Annotated in this window: 21 protein-coding genes and 1 riboswitch; of the genes, 14 read left to right on the forward strand and 7 right to left on the reverse strand. The window is 34.4% G+C overall.

Features of this window, described 5'->3' with window-relative positions:
- Positions 1–65 precede the first annotated feature (65 nt).
- Together H6W52_RS00755 and H6W52_RS00760 are read left to right on the forward strand one after the other, a co-directional pair.
- Complete coding sequence (locus H6W52_RS00755) at positions 66–2,264, forward strand: DUF2339 domain-containing protein (RefSeq protein WP_116098202.1); 2,199 nt, start codon at positions 66–68, stop codon at positions 2,262–2,264.
- 117 nt (positions 2,265–2,381) lie between these two features.
- On the forward strand, positions 2,382–2,822 hold the full coding sequence (locus tag H6W52_RS00760) for a hypothetical protein (RefSeq protein ID WP_116098204.1): 441 nt from the start codon (positions 2,382–2,384) through the stop codon (positions 2,820–2,822).
- A gap of 412 nt (positions 2,823–3,234) precedes the next feature.
- Here the strand turns inward: H6W52_RS00760 and H6W52_RS00765 are convergent, their stop codons facing one another.
- The 3 genes from H6W52_RS00765 to H6W52_RS00775 form a co-directional block, all read right to left on the reverse strand.
- Positions 3,235–4,512 (reverse strand): replication-associated recombination protein A, encoded by a 1,278-nt coding sequence (locus H6W52_RS00765; protein ID WP_116098206.1) that lies wholly within the window; start codon positions 4,510–4,512, stop codon positions 3,235–3,237.
- A 388-nt stretch (positions 4,513–4,900) separates the two neighbouring features.
- The gene (locus H6W52_RS00770) at positions 4,901–5,575 is read right to left on the reverse strand and encodes a DUF6261 family protein (RefSeq protein ID WP_116098208.1); all 675 of its coding nucleotides are present in this window, start codon (positions 5,573–5,575) and stop codon (positions 4,901–4,903) included.
- Positions 5,576–5,782: 207 nt separating this feature from the next.
- On the reverse strand, positions 5,783–6,178 hold the full coding sequence (locus H6W52_RS00775) for a helix-turn-helix domain-containing protein (RefSeq protein ID WP_116098210.1): 396 nt from the start codon (positions 6,176–6,178) through the stop codon (positions 5,783–5,785).
- A 224-nt stretch (positions 6,179–6,402) separates the two neighbouring features.
- On the opposite strand from H6W52_RS00775, the gene H6W52_RS00780 reads away from it, so the two are divergent.
- The 6 genes from H6W52_RS00780 (at position 6,403) to lgt (ending at position 12,190) form a co-directional block, all read left to right on the forward strand.
- Positions 6,403–7,953: a hypothetical protein gene (locus H6W52_RS00780; RefSeq protein WP_123891962.1), complete on the forward strand. Its 1,551-nt coding sequence runs from the start codon at positions 6,403–6,405 to the stop codon at positions 7,951–7,953.
- A gap of 25 nt (positions 7,954–7,978) precedes the next feature.
- Positions 7,979–8,545 carry a DUF6705 family protein gene (locus tag H6W52_RS00785; RefSeq protein WP_116098214.1) on the forward strand — a complete coding sequence of 189 codons (567 nt, stop codon included), beginning with the start codon at positions 7,979–7,981 and terminating at the stop codon, positions 8,543–8,545.
- 46 nt (positions 8,546–8,591) lie between these two features.
- Positions 8,592–9,161 (forward strand): DUF6705 family protein, encoded by a 570-nt coding sequence (locus H6W52_RS00790; RefSeq protein ID WP_185216372.1) that lies wholly within the window; start codon positions 8,592–8,594, stop codon positions 9,159–9,161.
- A gap of 42 nt (positions 9,162–9,203) precedes the next feature.
- Positions 9,204–10,361: a hypothetical protein gene (locus H6W52_RS00795; RefSeq protein WP_116098067.1), complete on the forward strand. Its 1,158-nt coding sequence runs from the start codon at positions 9,204–9,206 to the stop codon at positions 10,359–10,361.
- Positions 10,362–10,644: 283 nt separating this feature from the next.
- Positions 10,645–10,887 carry a membrane protein insertion efficiency factor YidD gene (gene yidD, locus H6W52_RS00800; RefSeq protein ID WP_185144409.1) on the forward strand — a complete coding sequence of 81 codons (243 nt, stop codon included), beginning with the start codon at positions 10,645–10,647 and terminating at the stop codon, positions 10,885–10,887.
- Positions 10,888–11,323: 436 nt separating this feature from the next.
- The gene (lgt, locus tag H6W52_RS00805) at positions 11,324–12,190 is read left to right on the forward strand and encodes a prolipoprotein diacylglyceryl transferase (RefSeq protein WP_116098081.1); all 867 of its coding nucleotides are present in this window, start codon (positions 11,324–11,326) and stop codon (positions 12,188–12,190) included.
- A gap of 272 nt (positions 12,191–12,462) precedes the next feature.
- Here lgt and H6W52_RS00810 read toward each other — a convergent pair whose 3' ends face one another.
- Entirely contained in the window at positions 12,463–13,977 is a 1,515-nt protein-coding gene (locus H6W52_RS00810; protein ID WP_116098065.1) for an NAD(P)H-hydrate dehydratase, read from the reverse strand.
- A gap of 206 nt (positions 13,978–14,183) precedes the next feature.
- On the opposite strand from H6W52_RS00810, the gene mscL reads away from it, so the two are divergent.
- Positions 14,184–14,630 (forward strand): large conductance mechanosensitive channel protein MscL, encoded by a 447-nt coding sequence (gene mscL, locus H6W52_RS00815; RefSeq protein ID WP_116098063.1) that lies wholly within the window; start codon positions 14,184–14,186, stop codon positions 14,628–14,630.
- Positions 14,631–14,701: 71 nt separating this feature from the next.
- Here mscL and H6W52_RS00820 read toward each other — a convergent pair whose 3' ends face one another.
- Positions 14,702–15,661: a D-2-hydroxyacid dehydrogenase gene (locus tag H6W52_RS00820; RefSeq protein ID WP_116098061.1), complete on the reverse strand. Its 960-nt coding sequence runs from the start codon at positions 15,659–15,661 to the stop codon at positions 14,702–14,704.
- A 92-nt stretch (positions 15,662–15,753) separates the two neighbouring features.
- On the reverse strand, positions 15,754–16,161 hold the full coding sequence (locus H6W52_RS00825; protein ID WP_076393358.1) for a phosphoheptose isomerase: 408 nt from the start codon (positions 16,159–16,161) through the stop codon (positions 15,754–15,756).
- 286 nt (positions 16,162–16,447) lie between these two features.
- Between H6W52_RS00825 and idi the strand changes: the two genes are divergently transcribed.
- The 4 genes from idi (at position 16,448) to H6W52_RS00845 (ending at position 19,244) form a co-directional block, all read left to right on the forward strand.
- Entirely contained in the window at positions 16,448–16,960 is a 513-nt protein-coding gene (idi, locus tag H6W52_RS00830; RefSeq protein ID WP_116098059.1) for an isopentenyl-diphosphate Delta-isomerase, read from the forward strand.
- Positions 16,960–17,436 (forward strand): hypothetical protein, encoded by a 477-nt coding sequence (locus tag H6W52_RS00835; RefSeq protein WP_116098057.1) that lies wholly within the window; start codon positions 16,960–16,962, stop codon positions 17,434–17,436. The genes idi and H6W52_RS00835 overlap by 1 nt, the downstream gene beginning before the upstream one ends.
- A gap of 15 nt (positions 17,437–17,451) precedes the next feature.
- Positions 17,452–18,528 carry a glycine cleavage system aminomethyltransferase GcvT gene (gcvT, locus tag H6W52_RS00840; protein ID WP_116098055.1) on the forward strand — a complete coding sequence of 359 codons (1,077 nt, stop codon included), beginning with the start codon at positions 17,452–17,454 and terminating at the stop codon, positions 18,526–18,528.
- A 206-nt stretch (positions 18,529–18,734) separates the two neighbouring features.
- Positions 18,735–19,244 carry a hypothetical protein gene (locus H6W52_RS00845; RefSeq protein WP_116098053.1) on the forward strand — a complete coding sequence of 170 codons (510 nt, stop codon included), beginning with the start codon at positions 18,735–18,737 and terminating at the stop codon, positions 19,242–19,244.
- A gap of 645 nt (positions 19,245–19,889) precedes the next feature.
- Here the strand turns inward: H6W52_RS00845 and H6W52_RS00850 are convergent.
- The gene (locus H6W52_RS00850) at positions 19,890–20,243 is read right to left on the reverse strand and encodes an arsenate reductase family protein (protein ID WP_116098051.1); all 354 of its coding nucleotides are present in this window, start codon (positions 20,241–20,243) and stop codon (positions 19,890–19,892) included.
- 114 nt (positions 20,244–20,357) lie between these two features.
- Between H6W52_RS00850 and H6W52_RS00855 the strand changes: the two genes are divergently transcribed.
- Positions 20,358–20,825: an acyl-CoA thioesterase gene (locus H6W52_RS00855; RefSeq protein WP_116098049.1), complete on the forward strand. Its 468-nt coding sequence runs from the start codon at positions 20,358–20,360 to the stop codon at positions 20,823–20,825.
- A 78-nt stretch (positions 20,826–20,903) separates the two neighbouring features.
- Positions 20,904–20,971, forward strand: a riboswitch (Fluoride riboswitch).
- Positions 20,972–20,974 lie beyond the last annotated feature (3 nt).

Raw genomic sequence — 20,974 nt, forward strand, 5'->3', positions numbered from 1 at the left:
TGATGGCGGATTAATTATATGGTATTAAGTTTATTGTTATATTTGATATAACCAAAAGTCTAAAAATGATTTATTCGATCGTTATTCTCCTCATTTTATGTATTCTGATCATCTTTACTCATCTGAACAGCAAAATCAGCAGACTGGAGGAAAGAGTTTCGGAACTGAGTTCAAAATTAAATGCTGAAAAGCCGGAAGTAAAAGAAGAAAACCACGAGAAAATTTCTTTGGCTGTACAGAATGCAGAACCTACACTTCATGCAGAGCAGGATATTATTCCTGAACAGGAAGGAAAGGACTGGATGAATATCATTTTCGAATTTCTGAAACAAAATGCTTTAACGATTATCGGGATCTTTACATTGGTTTTAGGAATCGGCTATTTCGTAAAATATGCGATTGATAAAAACTGGATCGGAGAAACGCTGAGAGTGGGAATCGGATTCTTTTTAGGAGCTGTCATCATTTCGCTTGGTCATTTTTTGAGGAAAAGCTATTCTGTATTTTCTTCCATTATTACCGGAGGCGGAATTGCAGTGCTGTACTTTACGGTAACGATCGCTTTCCGCGAATATCATCTGTTTTCCCAGAATACTGCATTTTCCGTAACCTGTCTGATTACATTAATGAGTATTGCACTCTCCTATTATTATAAAAGTGAGATTCTTATTATTTTCTCTTTATTCGGAGGATTTTTAGCTCCATTAATGGTAAGTTCCGGACACAGCAACTATCTATTTCTGTTTACCTACATTACCGTTCTTAATCTTGGAATGCTTGCCGTTGCTTTTCTTAAAAACTGGAAGAGTATCGGATGGATCGCTTTTATCTTTACTTATGTTTATCTTTTCTACTGGACTTTTGAAACCACACAATTTACTAGCATCTATTTCTATATTTCAGGGTATCTTATTTTCTATCTTTTTGCCTTAAAAAATTACTTCAGGAAAGAAGTTATGTCTTCATCGGATATTCTGATGCTTATTTTAATTAACTTTACCAACATCATCGGACTCGCTTATATTTTTAATCAGCTTGGCTATGAACCGGTGATTATTTTTCCGCTGATTTTTGCTTTGGTGAATTCCATTTTACTGTTCAGGGAATATTCTCAGAAGAATTTCGGAATAAATTATTCTGTATTCGCCGCAGTTACGGTAAGTCTTTTAACTTTAGCCGTTGCATTGCAGTTTAAAACCCATCTTATAACGAGTGTTTGGGCTATTGAAGCAACACTCCTTTTATATATATGGAAGAAAACAAACCTTGAAATTTTCAGAAAATGTTTTAATGTTCTCTTTCCTTTGGTCATCATTGCACAGATCATCACCTGGACAGAATATATCGATGCAAAAAGCCTGAATATCGTTTTTAATCCTGTATTTCTTACAAGTTCTGTGACGTTGGTTACCACATTTTTCAATTTATTTTTACTGAGAAAACATCCCGGTCATGATGATAAAATCAATGATTTTTTTGAATATCTGTTTTTAATATTAAGCTACGGTGTTATCTATTTTGCAATCCTTCTGGAGATCATGTATCATCTTTCTGCACAACCGTGGATTGTAATTTTCAGTGTCGGAATCATTTTTTCGCTGTACTATATTTTTACCATTTTGCTGTTCAGAAAAAAACTGGAAATCCCGAAACCTGCGGAAACCAATCTTATTTATCTTTTCTGCATATTGATTATATTGGATACAGTAATTTCAGGTCCGGGAATTGTCTCCAATTTTTTGCTGCATAAAATATCGTCTGGCTTTTACGGACTTTATCTTCTCTATTGGGTTCCATTCATTTATATTATGGTGAAAGTGTTGCCACGATCTCACTTCTTTACTGTAAAATTATCTTACTGGATGATTTCTCTTGCTGTTATCACTACATTAAGCTTCGAATTGTACAACATTTATATTTTGCTGAATGCCGAAAAAATATCAGACATCCAAGCTTTAAGAAAACACTTCGGTCTTCTTTATCTTCCGATTATCTGGGCAGTTCTTTCCTGTATTTTTATTTACAGAGGATTGAAGAATAATATTTCAGAATACAACAAAATCGGTTTTGCACTGGTTGCCGTTACCATCCTGAAACTGTATCTTTATGATGTCTGGGAAATGGATAATGTATCCAGAATTATAGCTTTTATTATTCTGGGCGTCATATTATTATTAAGTTCATTTCTGTTTCAAAGGCTTAAGAAAATAATTAAAAATCTGGTGGAAACGAAAGAAGATAAGCCGGAAACTGAAAATTTATAGTTTTACAAAAACTTTTATCGATAAACAATCGTTAAAATATTATGAATTTTTATTTACATTTTGTAAAAAATACCTATATTTATCAAGTTTTTAATAGTCATTTATTCAAGAAACATTATGAAAAAAATTCTCTACTCTTTTTTATTATTATCTTCTGCTACGCTGTTTGCTCAGAAGAATACAGCTACAAAATTTGCAGTGGCAAATGATATTGTAGGAACGGTAGATATGTTTAATACTCATTATAAAAGTTCTGTACAAAGCTCTAAAGCTTACAAATCTTCAACAGAACTTCCGCAAAACCTTAAAAAATTCGATTATATTGCAGATAACGGATTGGTAGAATACAAGCTGAAAAGCAATCAGCCTGTATTAGACAGAATGCCTGTAAACGAACTGAATGCGCAGTTCGGGCTTCCTGCAGATACACCGGTACTTATTGACGGATACGAGTTTACCAATACAAAAACGATAGTATACGGAGACATCATCAACAATGCACAGGTTGTTACCAGCAACGGTAAGAAAATGGTATCGGTAACGACTTCTAAAAAGTAATTTCTCAGATCATATTTAAAGAAAAGGATGCCCAATTTGAGCATCCTTTTTCAGTAATATTGCTTAAAGCTTTTCTTTTGAGAACTTTAAATATTCTTATTATTTAACCTAAGTTCGGGATAAGTCTTCTTAACCGCAAGGTTAAACAAAGAGATTCAATTATCAAGAATTCAACTTTTAAGATATACAAAGGCGTAAAACTTATCAAAGTAATACCATTTTTGTGTTTTCTAAATAAACGAAGTGCCTTTGTTTAGCTTACCAACTTTCAATAAGTAAAAAAATCTTTTGTTTTTCTTTGCGATAAATTAATACAATGCTATAAATCAATTTTTTTAAATTTATTTATTATCCCGAACTGAGGTTATTTATGATGTTTTTCTTTTGGAACTTTTGTGGTTAATGAAGAGTTTCAGTATTTATTGTTCCATTTTTTCTTTAATTCTTCGTAGATCTTCTTTTCAGTCGCGTTGTTTCCCGGCTCATATAATTTTACCTCTTTAATTTCTTCCGGCAGAAAACTCTGATCTACAAAGTTGCCTTCATACGAATGGGCATACTTGTATTCTTTCCCATAGTCCAGATCTTTCATGAGTTTTGTGGGTGCATTTCTTAAGTGTAAAGGAACAGGAAGATTTCCCGTTTTTTTAACCAATGCCAAAGCTTCATTAATCGCCATGTACGTTGAATTGCTCTTTGGCGATACCGCAAGATAAACCGCCGTTTCACTAAGGATAATTCGTGCTTCAGGATTTCCGATCACGTTCACCGCCTGAAAACAGTTGTTGGCAATCACCAATGCATTCGGATTGGCAAGACCGATATCTTCGGAAGCCAGAATCAGCATTCTTCTTGCAATGAATTTAATGTCTTCTCCTCCTGCAATCATTCTTGCCAGCCAATACACCGCACCGTTCGGATCGCTTCCGCGCATGGATTTAATGAAAGCCGAAATTATATCATAATGCTGTTCTCCGTTTTTATCGTAAAGCGCCATCGTTTCCTGCAAAACTTCAAGCACATCTTCATTTTTAATTTCTGATTTTTTGGAATTTTTATATTGATTTAAAACCAACTCTACAGAATTAATCAGCTTTCTTGCATCACCACCGGAATATTGAATAAAAGCTTCTTTTTCAATGATTTTGAACGATGTTTTTTCATCCTGATTGAATTTTTCGGAAGCTGTATCAATCAGTTCTTCCAGTTTTTCATAGGTTAATGCTTTTAAAACGTAGACCTGACTTCTGGAAAGCAAAGCCGAAACCACTTCAAAGCTCGGGTTTTCAGTTGTCGCACCAATCAGAACAATCCAGCCTTTTTCTACAGCATGAAGAAGAGAATCCTGCTGAGATTTATTGAAACGGTGAATTTCATCAATAAACAAAATCGGCGATTTTCCGGAAAAAAGATTCTGCTTTTTGGCATCTTCAATCACATCTCTTACATCTTTCACTCCCGAAGAAACCGCAGAAAGTTTATAGAATTTCCTTCCCGATTTTTCAGAAATGATTTCCGCCAGAGTGGTTTTTCCGGTTCCGGGAGGTCCCCAGAAAATAAGAGAATTCAGGGAATTGTTTTCCAGCATTTTCCGGATCGTGCCTTTTTCTCCGGTTAAATGTTCCTGCCCGAGAACATCATCCAGTGTTTTGGGTCTTAATTTTTCAGCTAATGGGATATTTTGGTTCAAAATTTAATGTATTGTTTATATCAACTTCTTTTAGTAAATATTAAGTCTGTTTAAACTTTTTATTTAACGGCAAAAGTCACAAAAAATGACTAAACTTTTATTTAAAGCGGGTCATTATCAATGAAAAAGTTCACCATAGTTTTTGAAAATCTTTGATTTTTATTCTTTTGAGCGCTTTCATTATAATAGAAAACACTTTAACATTGTCTTTTGTGCGTTTTGTGGTTAATTCTGAAATTAGTTTAAAGTTTAATACAACGTAAAGATAAGGATATGTTTTCTCAATAAAAAACCCGTCGGTATAGACGGGCTAAAATTATTGTAAAGGAGGATTTTCATTTTTTTGCGGTACAGCTCCGGTTTCTTTTCTGTTCACAAGAAGTATATTTTACTGATCCGTAAGCGCATTGAGCTGATTAATGACCGTAATATAAGGCGATGGCGGAGTTTCTACCAAAAGATGAAGCGCATCGATCCTGTCTCTTAAAGTATAATAAGCAGCATTGGTTTCTTCTCTTTTTCCTTTAATGGTTTCAGGACTGGCGTCTCCGTATTCCTGTGTACGGGCAAGATACTTTGTATTGAAGAGTTCATTAGCTGTTTTCAGCTCATTTACCCATGCTGAAAGGGAAAAGAATGCAACAGCATCTGTAAGCTCCGGTTTATTTTCCCAATCCCGGATCATGTTATTAAGAGTAGCCGTTTCTGCCTGATAATTGAGTCTGGCAATACCGCTTCCGTACAAAGCCATATTATCTAAAAGCAGTCTGGCCTTCTGCTTTTTATCTGCTTCATAATGATAAGACTGCGATTGCAGAAAATAGTTTATTCCTATAATAGCGTTATCCCTCCTCTCGTCCAGCAGCATAATTTCTGCGGTAGTTTCACTGGCGAGTGCTTTTTTGAAGAGTGCTTCCAGCTCTGCAATTTTGGATGTAAAAACAGAAAGCTTGGTATCTATCTGTAAGGCAGCAGGATTATTAAGGTTAATAATAGCGGTAAAATCTTTGGCATATTGCAGGTATTCTGCATTCCTTAGTTTTGGAAGGTCAATAGAATTCATTTGTATTTATTTCTATTAAGATAAAATATTGTTCTTTATCGTAAAATCTGCTGAGGGGGCAGATCTATTTTTTCGGGGGTTCCCGAAAGTTTCCTGCACAGTGCAGGAGGTTTTCGGATGCTTCCGAAAGCTCCGTGCAGGGTGCAGCGGGTTTTCGGATTGCTCCGTAGCATGGCTGCCTGCCGCAGTATACTTTCGGAAAAAAGACTACGTTTTGCTTTCTCCTTTACTTTTCCAGAATTCAATTTGGTCTTTCAACTCCTGATTTCTTTCCTGAAGCTCTTTGATGCGCTCTTCATATTGCTCGATGAGTTTTTCTGAAGTATTATAATTATTGGTCTGATTTTGAATCATATTATTACTAGAATTTTCATTAACACTATTCTCCTTATTTATTTGTGTATATCCTTCGTCTTTCAGTAAATCATAAATATCCGTTTCATAGAATTCAGAGATTTTCAGCAGATTGTCAATTCCCGGTTTGGTCTGGTCGCTTTCCCATTTGCAGTATGCAGTCTGCGAAATATCAAGCTCCATGGCGACTTGTGTCTGCGATAAATTTCTTTCTGTTCTCAGCGCTCTCAGTTTGGTTCCTAAAGACATATTCTAATAATTTTTCAGCTAATTTACTGTTTTTTATATTTCAAAATTAAAACTTTTGTAGTGGATTTTAAAACTTTAGTTGTGGGCAGAAGTGAAATAACCCCTTAGTTTTGTTGCTGTTCATATATAGATCGATTTTTTTAATATATCTTGTGCAACCAAAACAAAAAAATGCATCTTATAATAAAAAGAATTATATTTAACCCATAAAAAACAACATGATCATGAGAAGAAAAATTATTCTCAGGCTATCGGTACTGATAGTCTTTCTGAGTCTCCTGTATTCCTGCAGGAATGATATGCTTCCTGAAAAAGAAATTTTTGAAAACAGCAGCCAGTTTCAGCTAACCTCCAGAAGAATGTCTCTGGCTGAAAGTAAACACAGGCTGAAGCTTATGCCAGAAATCTCAGAAGCCCAGACTTTGCTGAGATCTTCACAATACAATGTATCGGGAAAAACCGTAAATGCCGGAAGCGGAGTTACCATTAATACAAATGATGTAATCTACATCGAAAACGGACCGAATTACCATACCTACACTTTTAATATTGTAAGGGAGAATGCTTCCATAGACGCACCTGTTGAAAATCTGGTATTAACGCCACTTCCCGATGGAACTTACAAAGGATTATTATTCCGTTATAATTTTACCCAACAGGAAAAACAGAATATTATGGAGGGGATACCGGTGGATACTAAAGGAAAAACAACGATTACAGAAGCAGGTACCAATATTACCTTATCTAAAGTACAGGAATGTTCTTACGTCCAAGAAACCATCTGGCAAGATTGCAGCCAGCATATCCATAACCAAAGCAATATAAGCGACTGGGTAAACTGCACAGCAGAGATTAAGCCACAGGTATATACTATAGGCTACTGGTCTTGTTCGTCTGGTGGTGGCGGAGGAAATGAAGGAGGTTCCGGAAATACAGGATCTGATGACGGAACCGGAGGAGGCAATGCAGGAAATGACAATTGTATCACCGAAGTATTTCAAAATCCTCTTGATCCTGTTGCAGTATATAATCCTTGCCCAATAGGAGTTCCTACTTCTCCGAATATCCCGAATTTAAGTAACCCCTGCGAGAAAACGAAAAGTATGCTCAACAGACCCAATGTACAGGCAGGAATAACCACTGTAAAAGCACAGGCAAAACAAACATTAACAAATCCTAAAACAGGTGAAATTGGCTTTAAAGAAAAAAAGGATGGTACAGTAGTTCCTGCAGATATTAGTACAGCACATCAAGTTGTGTTTAATAATGTTACTGATGGCTATGGAGGTTACCATAATCATACAGCTACGGGTATCCATATGGTTTCTCCTCCAGATATTACAGACGCATTGTTTGGATTTGCAGCAGCTCAAAGTATAAGTGACGGAGTTGGAAATGCTTATTTGGGAATGATAGCTGCGGAAGCCTGTAGCAGTTGTCCTGATGGGGTAAAATATATAAACTATGTGATACGTTTTGCAGGAACAGGTGCGGAATTAGCAAATTTTGTATATTCACCTGCACAAATGACCCAAATTATAAATGACTATCGAAAGACAGCAAGTGATTTAAGTGACCCATATATAAGTGGTACATCTTATAGTAACAGTTCAGGCGATTTAAATGAAAAAGGATTGGAAAAATTATTTTTAGATACTTTGACAAATATGGGGCTTGACAACAAAGTAATCCTTCAGCGTATTGAGAATAGCGGAGCAGTATATAATGTAACAAAAGACAGCTCTGGAGCAATTACCGTAACACCATGTCCATAATATTAATTTTAGAATAATAATAAATATGAAAGCAGTATATTTAAAAGCCTCAATGATATGTTTAATGATTAGCACATTATCTTGTTCCGCACAAAATCTTCCTCTAAACACTCCATTCGCGAGTATTCCAAATGGAGCATATATAAAGGACACAAATAATGAATTAACGCCTTACATAGGCACTTATAAAGGTACTTTTGATGGTAAAGAAATCACACTGTTTATTACTAAGCAAGAAAATAAATTAGAAAATAGTGCTCAAAAAAGTTATTATATGGATGCTTTAATTGTAAAATATATTGTTAAAAATTCTTCAGGAGTAATTTTACAAGATACTCAGAATAATAGCTCAGACATTGAATTCTATAGTTTCAAAGTGAGACCTGCAAAAAATGCTTTACAGTTTATTTATACTGGTACAAATTGTCATGTTGGATGGGGAGATATTTATTTAAAAAAAATAAATGCTACACAAATATCTTGGGAATATAGACCTGATGATATTATTACAACAGCTGCAAAATGCCCTCCAACTTTAGATACTACAATTTATCTACCTGAGACAAAAGATTTAATCTTCACAAAACAATAACGATAAAGACTGTCTCAATGACAGTCTTTTCCACAATGATGAAAATATGAAAATAGTATACAGAAAAACATTAACAGTTTTAAGTTTATTTATTAGCTTTATATCATGTTCTGCACAAACTCTTCCTCTAAATACTGCATTGGCAAGTATTCCCAATAATGCTCATGTTAAAAATACCAATAATGAACTTTCACCATACATAGGTATTTATAAAGCAAATTATGAGGGAAAGGAAATCACACTATACATCACAAAGGAAGATGACAGATTAGAAGCACGTTCAAACAAACAATTCTATAGAGATGCCTTGGTAATAAAGTATATAGTTAAAAATTCTACTGGAACAATTTTACAGGACACTAAGAATAACAACCTTGATATTGATTTTCATAGTACGAAGATCAAATCTACTCAAAATTCAGTAATATTTTTTTATAGTGGAACTAATTGTAACGTAGGATGGGGTGATGTTTATTTAAAGAAAGTTAATGCTACTCAAATCTCTTGGGAATACAGACCAAATGATATTGTGACAACAGCCTCTAAATGTCCTCCAACTTTAGATACTACTATTTATCTACCTGAGACAAAAGATTTAATATTTACAAAACAATAATAAAAGCCTCTTCGGAGGTTTTATTTCTAAACACAAATCATAATGCAACAATTATTATATTTTTTAATTCTCACATCTTCTCTTTTACAGTCTCAAGTTATAAAAGACAGTGTTTTAGGAAATCCAAAATATGTAAAAGAATATGTAGTTTTTCTAAATGATTCCGGTCCGTTTACTTTTATGAAAGGTGATAATGAATATGGCCATGCTACTATAATGAGACCAGATAATTTAAGGAAAAGTATGTCGAGATCCTGGTTTGAATCTGATTTTTGCAGATATATTAATAATGAAACTTATTATGATAAAAACCGTAATATTACAAAAGAAACATGGTATTATAAATCGGAGGAAATTGTTGATGATTATACATATACATACGATAGTTTGGGAAGATTAATGAATGAAAATTCCACTGACAAATACTCTACAACCAATAAAAAATATATTTATAAAGGTTCAAGTAAAAAATTAAAATTTACAGAATATCGTTCAAAATGGGAAAATGAACCGGAGAAAACCTATTTTAATAATCGTGAATATAATGCTCCATTTACAGTCACAAGATTTGATACTTTATCGAAAACCGACAGTGTTTTTGCCGTAACCGATTTCGTATGGAAGAAGGTAGGAGAAAATTCTTTTCAAGAAGGGAATGATTCTATCTTCCGAAAAAAACTGTGTCAGGTTAATTTTTATGATGACGACTTCCAAATTAAAGAATCTAAGTTCTTTAATTATAGAATTGACCATTATAATAAAAAACTTTTTCAAAGCGGGTACACAAAATACGAACGTGATTCATTAGGAAGAATTAAAAAAGAAACACAAATTCAGGATGACAAGTATCATTATTTTGTACCGGAAAAGAACGGAAAATATCGTGAGGAAATAAAAGATGGAGGTTATGCAAGTACATCGGCAATGGCTTACGAGTATTATGATGATGGCAACCTTAAAACAAGAACACACTTTTACCAAGGAAATATTTCAAATAGAATTCACTTTATATATAAAAATAATCGAATAGAAAAGCTTTTTTACTTAGATACTTGGGGAAAAGATAAAAACGACTTAAAACCAACTGAAATCATTTTCAAATACAAATTCGATAAACAAAAGAACTGGACGGAAATTATTAAAAACATAAATGGAAAAGACCTCTATAAATGGGTAAGAGAAATTAAATACTATGAATAGAAGCTGTTTTAAAATGAGACATCCTCTTTTTTAGGTTATATGTTTTATTAAAGAACTTTATTTGCCTATAAAGGAAATAAACAATAGCAAACGAAAACCACCTTTCTTTGGTGGTTTTTTGCTTTTGTTATACAGATCATCTATTCTTTTCTTAATTTTAAAAACAGTAAAAACTGCAAATCGATAAACATACCGTTTTATCCACCGAACAGACTTTTACCGTCCCGAAACTTCTAACAAATTTAAACTAATTTTCAATTTTTTACCCTATTTTTGCATTGTTTTGAAACTTACATTCAATAAAATCATCACTTTTCCTTTGGTAATTCTCATCAGATTTTACCAGTGGTTTATTTCGCCCCTGCTTCCCAAAAACTGCCGTTATGAGCCTACCTGTTCGCATTACATGGTGAAAGCGCTTCAGGTTCACGGTATTTTTAAAGGATTCTGGATGGGTGCAAAGAGAATTTCAAGATGTCATCCGTGGGGAGGAAGCGGATATGATCCCGTACCACCAAAAAAGTAAAATTTAAAATAAACAAACTACTAAAAAAATAACAATGAGTAATATTTTTTTCAGAATGTATCTCGTCATTTTTGCGTTCATTACCCAGTGTCTTGTTGCGCAGAATTATCCGGATGGAATGTCCGACGGAACTTTAAAAGTAAACTCTACCAATGTTCCGGTAAAAATTTATTCGACCACCGAAGTTCAGGATCTGAATGAATTTGCAGACAAACCTATTAAAGAAAATGTGCTTGTTATTCTGAATGAGTCTAATTTCGAGCCTGTTTATGTAAATTACAGCATTGCGACACTGGCGAAATACAAGCTTGTTCATTATCAGCTTTTAGACAAAGATTTTAAAGTGATTGATGTTGCGGCAACCAAAGAAAATCTCGGAAGCTTTAAATATGCAGTAAAAACAGCAAAACCTCTTACAGAATCAGACAACATCAGTCTGGAAACTCCTTTTAAGATCTGGGATCCTACAAAAGGAATTCAGTTGGGACCTGTTACACTTCATTTTTACAGTCTGATGTTCATTTTTGCATTCGGTTTCGGATATATTTTAATGAACAGAATCTTTAAAATCGATAATGTAAACCAGAAATATTTAGAACCGCTTTTCACATGGACTTTATTGGGAACCATTTTGGGAGCAAGAATGGGGCACGTTATTTTTTATCAGCCCGAACTTTTCAAAGAAGATTTCTGGAGTGTATTTTTACCAATCAGTACTAAAAACGGTTTGAAGTTCACCGGATTTTCAGGACTGGCGAGTCACGGCGCAACGATCGCGCTAATTTTCACCACTCTATATTATTCATTTAAAATCATCAGAAAAAATCCTTTCTGGGTGTACGACAGATTGGGAATTGTGGTTGCTTTGGGAGGTGCTTTTGTGAGAATGGGAAATTTTTTCAACTCTGAAATCATCGGAAAACCTGTTGATCCCAACTCTCCTTTTGCATTGCTTTTCCCACAACAGAGCAGTGAATATGGTGTAACTGTTCCACGCTATCCTTCGCAGTTATTTGAAGCTTTCGGATATGTTTGCCTTTTCGTTTTACTGTGGATTCTGTACAGAAAAACCAACAAAAAATATCAGCAGGGATGGTTATTCGGATTGTTCTTTATTATTCTTTGGGCAATCAGATTCTTTGTAGAATTCCTGAAAGAGCCGCAAGGTGACGAATTCATCCAGTTTGGAGGATTAAACACCGGTCAGGTTTTATCTATTCCGTTCATGATTGCAGGAGTAATTATTATGATCGTTTCTAAAAAGTTCAAAATTACTCAGGCTGAAAACGAAAAACCTGAATAAGCTTTTAAATAATTTCAGAATTAACCGCAAAAGATGCAAAAGATAATGATAAAGAGGATTTCAAGAGTAATCAAAGTGCTCAAAAGAATAAAAATTAAAGATTTTTAAAAACTGTGGTGATCTTATTACTTATAATCACCAACTTTAAATAAACGTTTTGTTCATCTTTTGCATCTTTTGAGGTTAAATAAAAACTTTAAACAGATTTAATATAAAAAGGCAAGTTTGTAATCCAGACTTGCCTTTATTTTATCAATATTCAATAGTAACTGTTATAATGCTCTTTCCACTTTTGCATTCAGTTCTTTGAAAACAGTTCCGAATTCATCAATAATATTGGTGGGAAGAACAGATTCTTTAGAGTGCTTTTCAGAAGCAAATTCTGCAGCTCTGCCGTGAAACCAGACTCCTAAAATTGCAGCTTCTTTTTCTGAGTAATGCTGTGCTAAAAAGGAGGTTAAAATTCCGGTTAAGATATCTCCGCTTCCGCCTTTCGCCAGTCCTGAGTTTCCTGTAATATTGTAAAAAACATCTCCTTCTGGCGTGATGACCTGTGTATGATGATCTTTCAAAACAATATAAATTCCAAGTTCTTTGGCTTTACTTTTAGCCAGTTTTACTCTTTCAAAAGAATTTTCGGTAGTTCCGAATAATCTTTCAAACTCTTTCGGATGAGGTGTTATGATCGAGTTTTTCGGAATGATGCTTAGATTTTTCTGATCCTGTGAAATGATATTCAATGCATCTGCATCCAAAATCAAAGGCTTAGAATGATTTTTTAAAAAGGTAAGAAAACTTTTTACGGTCTTTTCGTTTGTTCCTAAACCGGGACCAATTCCGTAAACTGCATTATCATCCTTTTCAAAATGATCTATGAAATCATTTCCGCCTTCGATAAACATGGCTTCCGGATTCGAGGTCTGTAAAATTTCATATCCGCATTTTGGAGCCAGTGTAAAAGTAAGTCCGGCTCCTGATTTCAGGGCAGATTTTGCAGAAAGAACCACCGCACCTATTTTTCCGTAACTTCCACCTGCAATAATTACTTTTCCGTAAGTCCCTTTGTGAGAAAACTCGTTTCTCGGTCTGAATATATCTTTGATTATATCTTCATTAATAACAAAATCTTCTGTTTTTGTTTCTGCAATATAGTCATCACTTATATTAATATCCAGAACTTTTACTTTCCCCGCATATTTTCCGGATTCGGGATGAAGAAAAGTTCTTTTCCAGAACTGAAAACTTAATGTATAATCTGCCTTAAAAATAGTGGTATTTTCAGCAGAAACAGTATCTGCAAAAAGTCCGGAAGGCATATCAACAGAAATTTTAAGATTACTTTTCAGGTTCAGAAAATCGATCAGTTCTTTAAATTCTCCTTCGATGTTTTTTGATAAGCCGGTTCCGAAAAGGGCATCGATAATAACTGTCCGGTTATCAAACCTATATTCTTTTGCTTCTTTAAATTCTCTGATGAAAACACCCGAAAATTCTTTTAGTTCCCTGAAATTATTTCCTGCATCCGAAGAAAATTTTGCTTTGGTATTGGTAAAAACATCTACATCAAAACCTTTGAGATGAAGCATTCTCGCAATGGCGAAACCATCGCCTCCGTTGTTTCCTTTACCACAAAAGACTGCAAAATTTCTATGATTTTTACAATTCTCAAAAATCCAGTCAACGCAGGATTGTGCTGCTCTTTCCATTAGCTGACCAGAAGAGACAGGCTCATTTTTTATCGTATATTCATCCCCGTTTCGAATCTGTTCCGCTGTAAAAATTTTCATATTTAATATTGTATTTTGTATTAAAAGCAATTTACGAAAAAGAATTTTTAAATGCTCTGAAAAGAATTATGTGGATCTCTTAATTAAGAAACTTTCACATTTTATCATATTTGATTAATATTTAGTTATGAAAAGGCAAAATTTATATTTTTTTTTGTAATTTAAACCCATATTTTATGAAAATAATACTTAAAAAAATATAAATTATGGGATTTGTAAAAGAATTTAAAGAGTTTGCGATTAAGGGTAATGCTTTCGATCTTGCTGTCGGTGTCATCATCGGTGGAGCTTTCGGAAAAATTGTAACCAGCGTTATCGATGATTTAATTATGCCAATTGTTGCTGCCATTGTAGGAAAACCTGATTTCAGCAGTATCTATTTTGCAATGGGAAAAGGAGCTGAAAATATTCCGGCTGGAGCTACTCTAGCCAAAGCGAAAGAGATTGCGCCTGATGCCGCTATTTTTGCGTATGGTAATTTTATAACCGTTGCCATTAATTTCCTTTTACTGGCACTTGTTGTATTTGTCATGGTAAAAGCAATCAACAAAATGAAGAAAGAAGAAGCTGCCGCTCCGGGGGCTCCTGCTGCACCTACTGCAACAGAACAATTGCTTGCGGAAATCCGTGATGAGCTGAAAAAGAAGAATTAAAAAAATTCGTTATAAAACAAGACTCCGGCGCAACAAAGTTGCGCCGGAGTTTTTATATTTTATCAAAAAAATTACTGAATCTGTAAAATACTTGAAATCTGCTCTGCCAAAGAAAGCCCGATTCTGTCCTGCGCTTCCAGTGTAGATGCACCTGTATGCGGCGTCATGGAGATTTTCGGATGATTTAAAATTTCTTTTGAAGGAGTCGGTTCGTTAATGAATACATCCAAACCTGCAAACTTCACTTTTCCGGAATTCAAAGCTTCAATTAAAGCGGCTTCGTCAATTACTCCCCCTCTTGAACAGTTCACAATGGCTACTCCGTCTTTCATCATTTCAAATTCATTTTTTCCGATCATATAACCGTCTTTCTGAGCCGGAACGTGAAGCGTAATAAAATCTGAATGTTTCAGAACATCCTGAAGCGGTTCTGTTTCAATATCCACATTAATGAACTGATTGTTGTAAAACTTAACCTTAATACTTGCTTTTCCTACATTATTATCTGCGGCAATGACTCTCATTCCAAGACCTAAAGCGATTTTAGCAACTTCCTGCCCTATTCTTCCCATTCCGACAATTCCGATGGTTTTACCTTTCAGCTCAATTCCTGCTGCATACGCTTTTTTAAGACCGGCAAACTCAGTATCTCCCACCAAAGGCATTTTTCTGTTGGAATCCTGTAAAAATCTTGCTCCTGAGAACAGGTGTGCAAAAACCAGCTCAGCAACCGATTCTGAAGATGCAGAAGGAGTATTGATCACATGAATTCCTTTTTCTCTTGCATAATCCACATCAATATTATCCATTCCTACTCCACCTCTTCCGATGATTTCGATGGAAGGACAGTTATCGATAATATCTTTTCTCACCTGTGTTGCGCTCCGTACCAAAATTGTACGGATCTGGTGTTCATTAATGTAATCTACCAATTGTTCCTGCGGAACTTTTGTTGTAATTACTTCAAAACCTTTTTCTTTCAATGCATCAATACCGGATTGATCCAAACCGTCGTTTGCTAAAACTTTCATAAAACTTTTATAGATTTAATATTTGAGAAAATCAATACAATTAAAAACTATTTATCATAATATTTAATCGTTTAATCTTTTTCCTTATTTTTTTACTCGTCTTCTTTGAAAACTTCAATCGTAACCTGTTTTTCAACCAAGTCTGTAAATCTTCCTTTATATCTTGTTGCTCGTACCAGATGATTGTCGATCCAGTGGTAATTTCCGCCTCTTGGTTTTCCGCATAAAACACTGTGATATTTAAATCCGTGCTTATCCAGCCAGTCTATGGTAATTTGCTTTAAGTTTTCTGTTCTTGACGTGAAAAAACAAATCTGGTGACCTTCGTCATACCATTTGTTGATGGTTTCCAGAGCATCAGGAAAAGGCTCACAGGTAACCATTCTTTCAGGCTCTTCGTTCGGAACGTCTTCTGTAATGGTTCCGTCAATATCAATTAAATAGTTTTTTACGCCGTCCTTAAGAATCGGACTAATGTGTTCTATGTACTCTAATTCCATCATAAAAATTTGAACTGCAAAGTTACATTTTTTGCATCAAAAAGGCTTGTTAAACTTGCTTTATATTAAATTTTTACGTTAAAAACATTTATTTAATGAATAATATCAATAATTAATTTGCTTTTACTACAATTTTAATTAAAATTTTTCTCTTTTATAAAATCTGAATCTTTGTATTTCATTCAAAATCTTAAATATAAAGAAAACACATCAGGTTAAAAATCAAAAAATATGATGTTTCACCAAAAATTTCCAAAATACATTTATTACACTTACATTTGTAGGAATGGAAGAATTCGTAGTTTTAGTAAATCCTGAAGACAAAGTTCTTGGCTTGATGGAAAAGCAGCAGGCGCACATCAACGGCTTACTGCATCGCGCTTTTTCAGTTTTTTTATTCAACAGCAATGGCGAAATGCTTCTGCAGAAAAGGGCTTCCGGAAAATATCATTCTCCTCTGAAATGGACCAATGCAGTCTGTTCACACCCGAGAAATGAGGAAACCTATCTTGAAGGAGCCAAAAGAAGAGTGAAAGAAGAGTTGGGAATTGATGTGGAACTTTCAGAAAAATTTAATTTCATCTATAAAGCCGATGTGGGAAACGGACTTTGGGAACACGAACTTGATCATGTTTTTACAGGAACTTTTGAAGGTGAATTCTATTTAAACAAAGAGGAAGTGGAAGAAGTACGCTACATTTCCCTCGAAAATCTCAACCAAGAAATTTCTGAAAATCCTGATAACTTTACAGAATGGTTTAAAATCATTCTCGAAGAATATAAACACAATCTGCACTGATGAAAAAGTTTTTTCTTATCATTTCTTTGGTAACCGCATCTTTATTTTCTGCACAGTCTGTTCCAACAAAAGTGTACGAAAACGACAATTATTCCATCACGCTTCCGGAAGGCTGGAAAGTAACCAACGACAGCGATATCATCAATATTTTTCCGGGCAATGAGATTGGAGCCATTACGATTTCAGAATATCACGATCTTAATCTTCCGAAAACGGAAACCAAAAAATTCATTCTTGCGCTTTATAAATCTTCGGATGACGAGAAGAAAATAAAAAGCAAAAACGGAAAAAAAGGCTACACAGAATATTTTTACGAATATGATGATGAACACGAAAAACTCCACTGGATCACCAGAGTTTTTCAGAAAGACAAAGATTTGTTTCTGGTGACCATCAATTGTACACAAAAGTACTGGAACGGAAATTATATGAAGCTTTTTAACGAGGCTTTCGACAGTTTTAAAATAAAGAAATAGAAATAAAAATTAAATATGAAGAAAACAGCATTGTACGACAAACACGTTTCTTTGGGAGCTAAAATCGTACCTTTCGCAGGTTTTGAAATGCCTGTACAATATTCCGGAGTTACTGAAGAACACTTTGCCGTAAGAGAAAAGGCAGGTTTGTTTGATGTGTCTCACATGGGACAGTTTTTCATTGAGGGAGCAGGTTCCAAAGAGCTTTTGCAGTATGTAACCACCAACAATGTAGACGCTCTGGAAAATGGAAAAGCACAGTACTCTTGTCTTCCTAACGAAAACGGAGGAATTGTAGACGATCTTATCGTTTATAAAATGGAAGACGACAAATATTTCGTAGTTGTAAATGCTTCAAACATTGATAAAGACTGGGATCATATCTCGAAATATAATACTTTCGGAGCTCAAATGACGAATGCTTCGGATGAAATGTCTTTATTGGCAGTTCAGGGACCGAAAGCGACTGAAATTCTTCAGAAATTAACAGAAACCAACCTTTCAGAAATTCCTTACTATCATTTTACGTTAGGTTCCGTTGCAGGAGTAAATGAGGTGATCATCTCCAATACAGGCTACACCGGAAGCGGAGGTTTTGAGATCTATTTTAAAAATGAATCTGCCGAAAAACTTTGGGATGCAATTATTGAAGCAGGTGCAGAAGAAGGAATTGTTCCCTGCGGACTGGCTGCAAGAGATACTTTGAGACTGGAAAAAGGATTCTGCCTTTACGGAAACGATATCGATGATACCACTTCTCCTATTGAGGCAGGTTTGGGATGGATTACAAAATTTGATAAAGATTTTGTGTCTAAAGAGACATTTGCCAAGCAAAAAGAAGAAGGCGTTACCAGAAAATTAGTAGGTTTTGAATTAACGGATAAAGGGGTTCCAAGACACGACTACCCTGTTGTAGACGCAGAAGGAAACGTTATCGGAAAAGTAACTTCGGGAACGCAGTCTCCGATGAAAAAAGTAGGTTTAGGTCTTGCGTACGTAGATAAACCTCACTTCAAATTAGGTTCTGAAATTTTCATTCAGGTAAGAAATAAAAACATTCCTGCAAAAGTGGTGAAAGCTCCTTTTGTATAATTGATTGTTTTTTTAACAACCATAAAAACCGCCTTGCAGAATTTGTGAGGCGGTTATTTTTTGGAGCTGTTTCCGGCTATCCACTCTATCTTTAGTTTTTTGCCGGAGCTTCGCTCCGGCAAAAAACTAAAGGATGCCGTTTCTATCCGGGCTAAAATAATTATATTGCAATACATTTTTTCGTACTATTACAAAAATTTTTCCTGATGAAAAAAATGGTATTCCTCTGTATCATCATACTTATTGCAGTTTATATTTTCTATCCTGTTTTTGAAAGTGAAGGAATTTCTTATCTCATTATTTTCTGCTGTTTTGTAACGCTCTGTTTTACCATTGCAAAAATAATGACGGGAAATTTTCCAACAGATTATGAATCAACAGAAAAAGAGATGAACAGACTTTATTCAGAAGACGGAATTTTCAGTTATACAGCAGAAGGTTTTTATTTCAAAAAAGAATCAGAACCGAAGCAATACATTAAATATTCAGACATTTTGGAAGTTAATTCCTTCACCATTCGTTTTTTGTATAGAGAAACTCAGTCCGGCATTGAATTAATTACAGTCGATAAAAAGTATGAATTTCTAGACGAATACTGTAAAGGAATTGAAAAATTTACGGAACAGCTTTCCGACAAACTTCCGTTTCATCAAAACTCTGAATTACAAATAACGAACAATCATGGCCTGAAAAAAAGGAATTTATTTCTAAAATGATATAAATTGCTTGGAACCTCCATCAAAAACTTTTTGGTTATTATAAAAACCTAACAGGTTTTGAAAACCTGTTAGGTTTGAGCCTATTTGCTTATAGATTTTGAAGCTTTATTAGAAATTAACTTTCAATAATAGAAACAGAGATGATATTAAAAATGGAATTCCGCTTATTAAAGACAGGTTGTCGACATTAGACTTTGAAAAGTCTTTAACCAATACAAAAAATATCAACATCAAAATTATACAAAAAGTATTAATCAGGATTTTCTGTAATTGCCGCCTTTTAATCTTTAAACTAATTAAAAGTAATACCTGAAAAATGAGAGAAAAGAATGCTGCAGGTACTAATCTTCCACCATAATGATCTAAGCTAAAAGCATCCGAGTCCGACAAAATAAATTGCGGACTTAAGATTTCATAAATGAGCAGAATTCCTAAGCCATGACCGGCTCCGATTAATATAAATGCATTTAAAACAACTGTAGTTATTACCGGAAAAATTTAACTTTTTATCCATAAGTCTACTCTTTTTCATGCCCAAAAAACCTCACAGGTTTTAAAAACCTGTGAGGTTTGAACCTTAAAAATATTTAAAATAGTCGTTATAATTACAGGAAATTAAGGTTTTTCATTAAGTATATCTTACTACTCTACTCCAAAAAACTCCCGCAAAGCTTCCACATTCTTCTTTTCATTTCCAACAAAAATGTTATCATCGGTAATGAAAACGGGACGTTTCAAAAAAGAATAATGATCAAGCAGCAAATCTTTAAAACCATCTTCCGAAAGAGATTTTACATCTATATCCCTTTGTTTGATCTGGGTAGACTTTTTACTGAACAGTGCTTCATAAGAATTTGTTTTTTCATACATTTCTGCAAGCTCTTCTTTGGTAACAGGAGTTTTTTTTATTTCCCGAAGTTCCCAGTCTTTAAGATCAAACTCAGCCATTATTTTTTTACACGTACCACACGTATTCAGGTAAAATACTTTTTTCATTGAGAGATTTTTTTTGATAGTTAAGAGAAAATTTTAACATTTTCATTCTTCAAAAGTAAGATTTAATCCAAAATTTTAAAAATTATAAATACCTTTATTCAAATTTTAAAAAGAATGGACAACAAACCGATCACTTTTCAGTTTATTTCAGAACCTTCAGACGTCAACTATGGCGGAAATGTACATGGAGGGAGCGTCATGAAATGGATTGATCAGGCTGGTTATGCCTGTGCAACAACTTGGAGCGGAAATTACTCCGTAACAGTATATGTTGGCGGAATCCGTTTCTACGAACCCATCAAAATCGGGGAAATTGTAAAAGTGGAAGCGCAGGTTATTTACACAGGTTCATCGAGTATGCATATTTCCATCAATGTATTTTCCAGAAACCTGAAACAACCGAATTTTGATAAAAAAACACACTGTATCATTGTATTTGTTGCCGTAGACGAAAACGGAAAAAAACTTCCCGTTCCGAAATGGATTCCGGAAACAGAAGAGGAAAAACAGCAAGAAAAGTATGCGATTCGTCTAATGGAACTGAGAACTCAGATTGAGGATGAAATGAAGCCTTTTCTTTAGAATTTTTAACGGTTCTGTAAACAAAGATTTAAAAGCAGAAATATCTTCTGAAAAATGATTTATAATTTTTATCTTTGCAGTACACAAGGAAATGGTGTTCTTCCTTACCCAACCGCTTTCCAAAAGCTGATGACGCCTGATTAAAAGAT

The organism is Chryseobacterium sp. C2(2020) (assembly GCF_014218915.1).
In the GTDB taxonomy this organism is placed as follows: Bacteria; Bacteroidota; Bacteroidia; order Flavobacteriales; family Weeksellaceae; genus Chryseobacterium; species Chryseobacterium mucoviscidosis.

What these genes read in the sequence shown, in the direction of transcription:
- H6W52_RS00795 (WP_116098067.1), top strand. Translation starts at nt 9,204, where the DNA reads ATGCAACAATTATTATATTTTTTAATTCTCACATCTTCTCTTTTACAG.
- H6W52_RS00780 (WP_123891962.1), top strand. Translation starts at nt 6,403, where the DNA reads ATGAGAAGAAAAATTATTCTCAGGCTATCGGTACTGATAGTCTTTCTG.
- H6W52_RS00850 (WP_116098051.1), bottom strand. Translation starts at nt 20,243, where the DNA reads ATGAAAAAAGTATTTTACCTGAATACGTGTGGTACGTGTAAAAAAATA.
- H6W52_RS00820 (WP_116098061.1), bottom strand. Translation starts at nt 15,661, where the DNA reads ATGAAAGTTTTAGCAAACGACGGTTTGGATCAATCCGGTATTGATGCA.
- H6W52_RS00845 (WP_116098053.1), top strand. Translation starts at nt 18,735, where the DNA reads ATGAAAAAAATGGTATTCCTCTGTATCATCATACTTATTGCAGTTTAT.
- H6W52_RS00825 (WP_076393358.1), bottom strand. Translation starts at nt 16,161, where the DNA reads ATGGAATTAGAGTACATAGAACACATTAGTCCGATTCTTAAGGACGGC.
- H6W52_RS00760 (WP_116098204.1), top strand. Translation starts at nt 2,382, where the DNA reads ATGAAAAAAATTCTCTACTCTTTTTTATTATTATCTTCTGCTACGCTG.
- H6W52_RS00790 (WP_185216372.1), top strand. Translation starts at nt 8,592, where the DNA reads ATGAAAATAGTATACAGAAAAACATTAACAGTTTTAAGTTTATTTATT.
- idi (WP_116098059.1), top strand. Translation starts at nt 16,448, where the DNA reads ATGGAAGAATTCGTAGTTTTAGTAAATCCTGAAGACAAAGTTCTTGGC.
- H6W52_RS00770 (WP_116098208.1), bottom strand. Translation starts at nt 5,575, where the DNA reads ATGAATTCTATTGACCTTCCAAAACTAAGGAATGCAGAATACCTGCAA.
- H6W52_RS00855 (WP_116098049.1), top strand. Translation starts at nt 20,358, where the DNA reads ATGGACAACAAACCGATCACTTTTCAGTTTATTTCAGAACCTTCAGAC.
- H6W52_RS00810 (WP_116098065.1), bottom strand. Translation starts at nt 13,977, where the DNA reads ATGAAAATTTTTACAGCGGAACAGATTCGAAACGGGGATGAATATACG.
- mscL (WP_116098063.1), top strand. Translation starts at nt 14,184, where the DNA reads ATGGGATTTGTAAAAGAATTTAAAGAGTTTGCGATTAAGGGTAATGCT.
- H6W52_RS00785 (WP_116098214.1), top strand. Translation starts at nt 7,979, where the DNA reads ATGAAAGCAGTATATTTAAAAGCCTCAATGATATGTTTAATGATTAGC.
- H6W52_RS00835 (WP_116098057.1), top strand. Translation starts at nt 16,960, where the DNA reads ATGAAAAAGTTTTTTCTTATCATTTCTTTGGTAACCGCATCTTTATTT.
- H6W52_RS00775 (WP_116098210.1), bottom strand. Translation starts at nt 6,178, where the DNA reads ATGTCTTTAGGAACCAAACTGAGAGCGCTGAGAACAGAAAGAAATTTA.
- H6W52_RS00755 (WP_116098202.1), top strand. Translation starts at nt 66, where the DNA reads ATGATTTATTCGATCGTTATTCTCCTCATTTTATGTATTCTGATCATC.
- gcvT (WP_116098055.1), top strand. Translation starts at nt 17,452, where the DNA reads ATGAAGAAAACAGCATTGTACGACAAACACGTTTCTTTGGGAGCTAAA.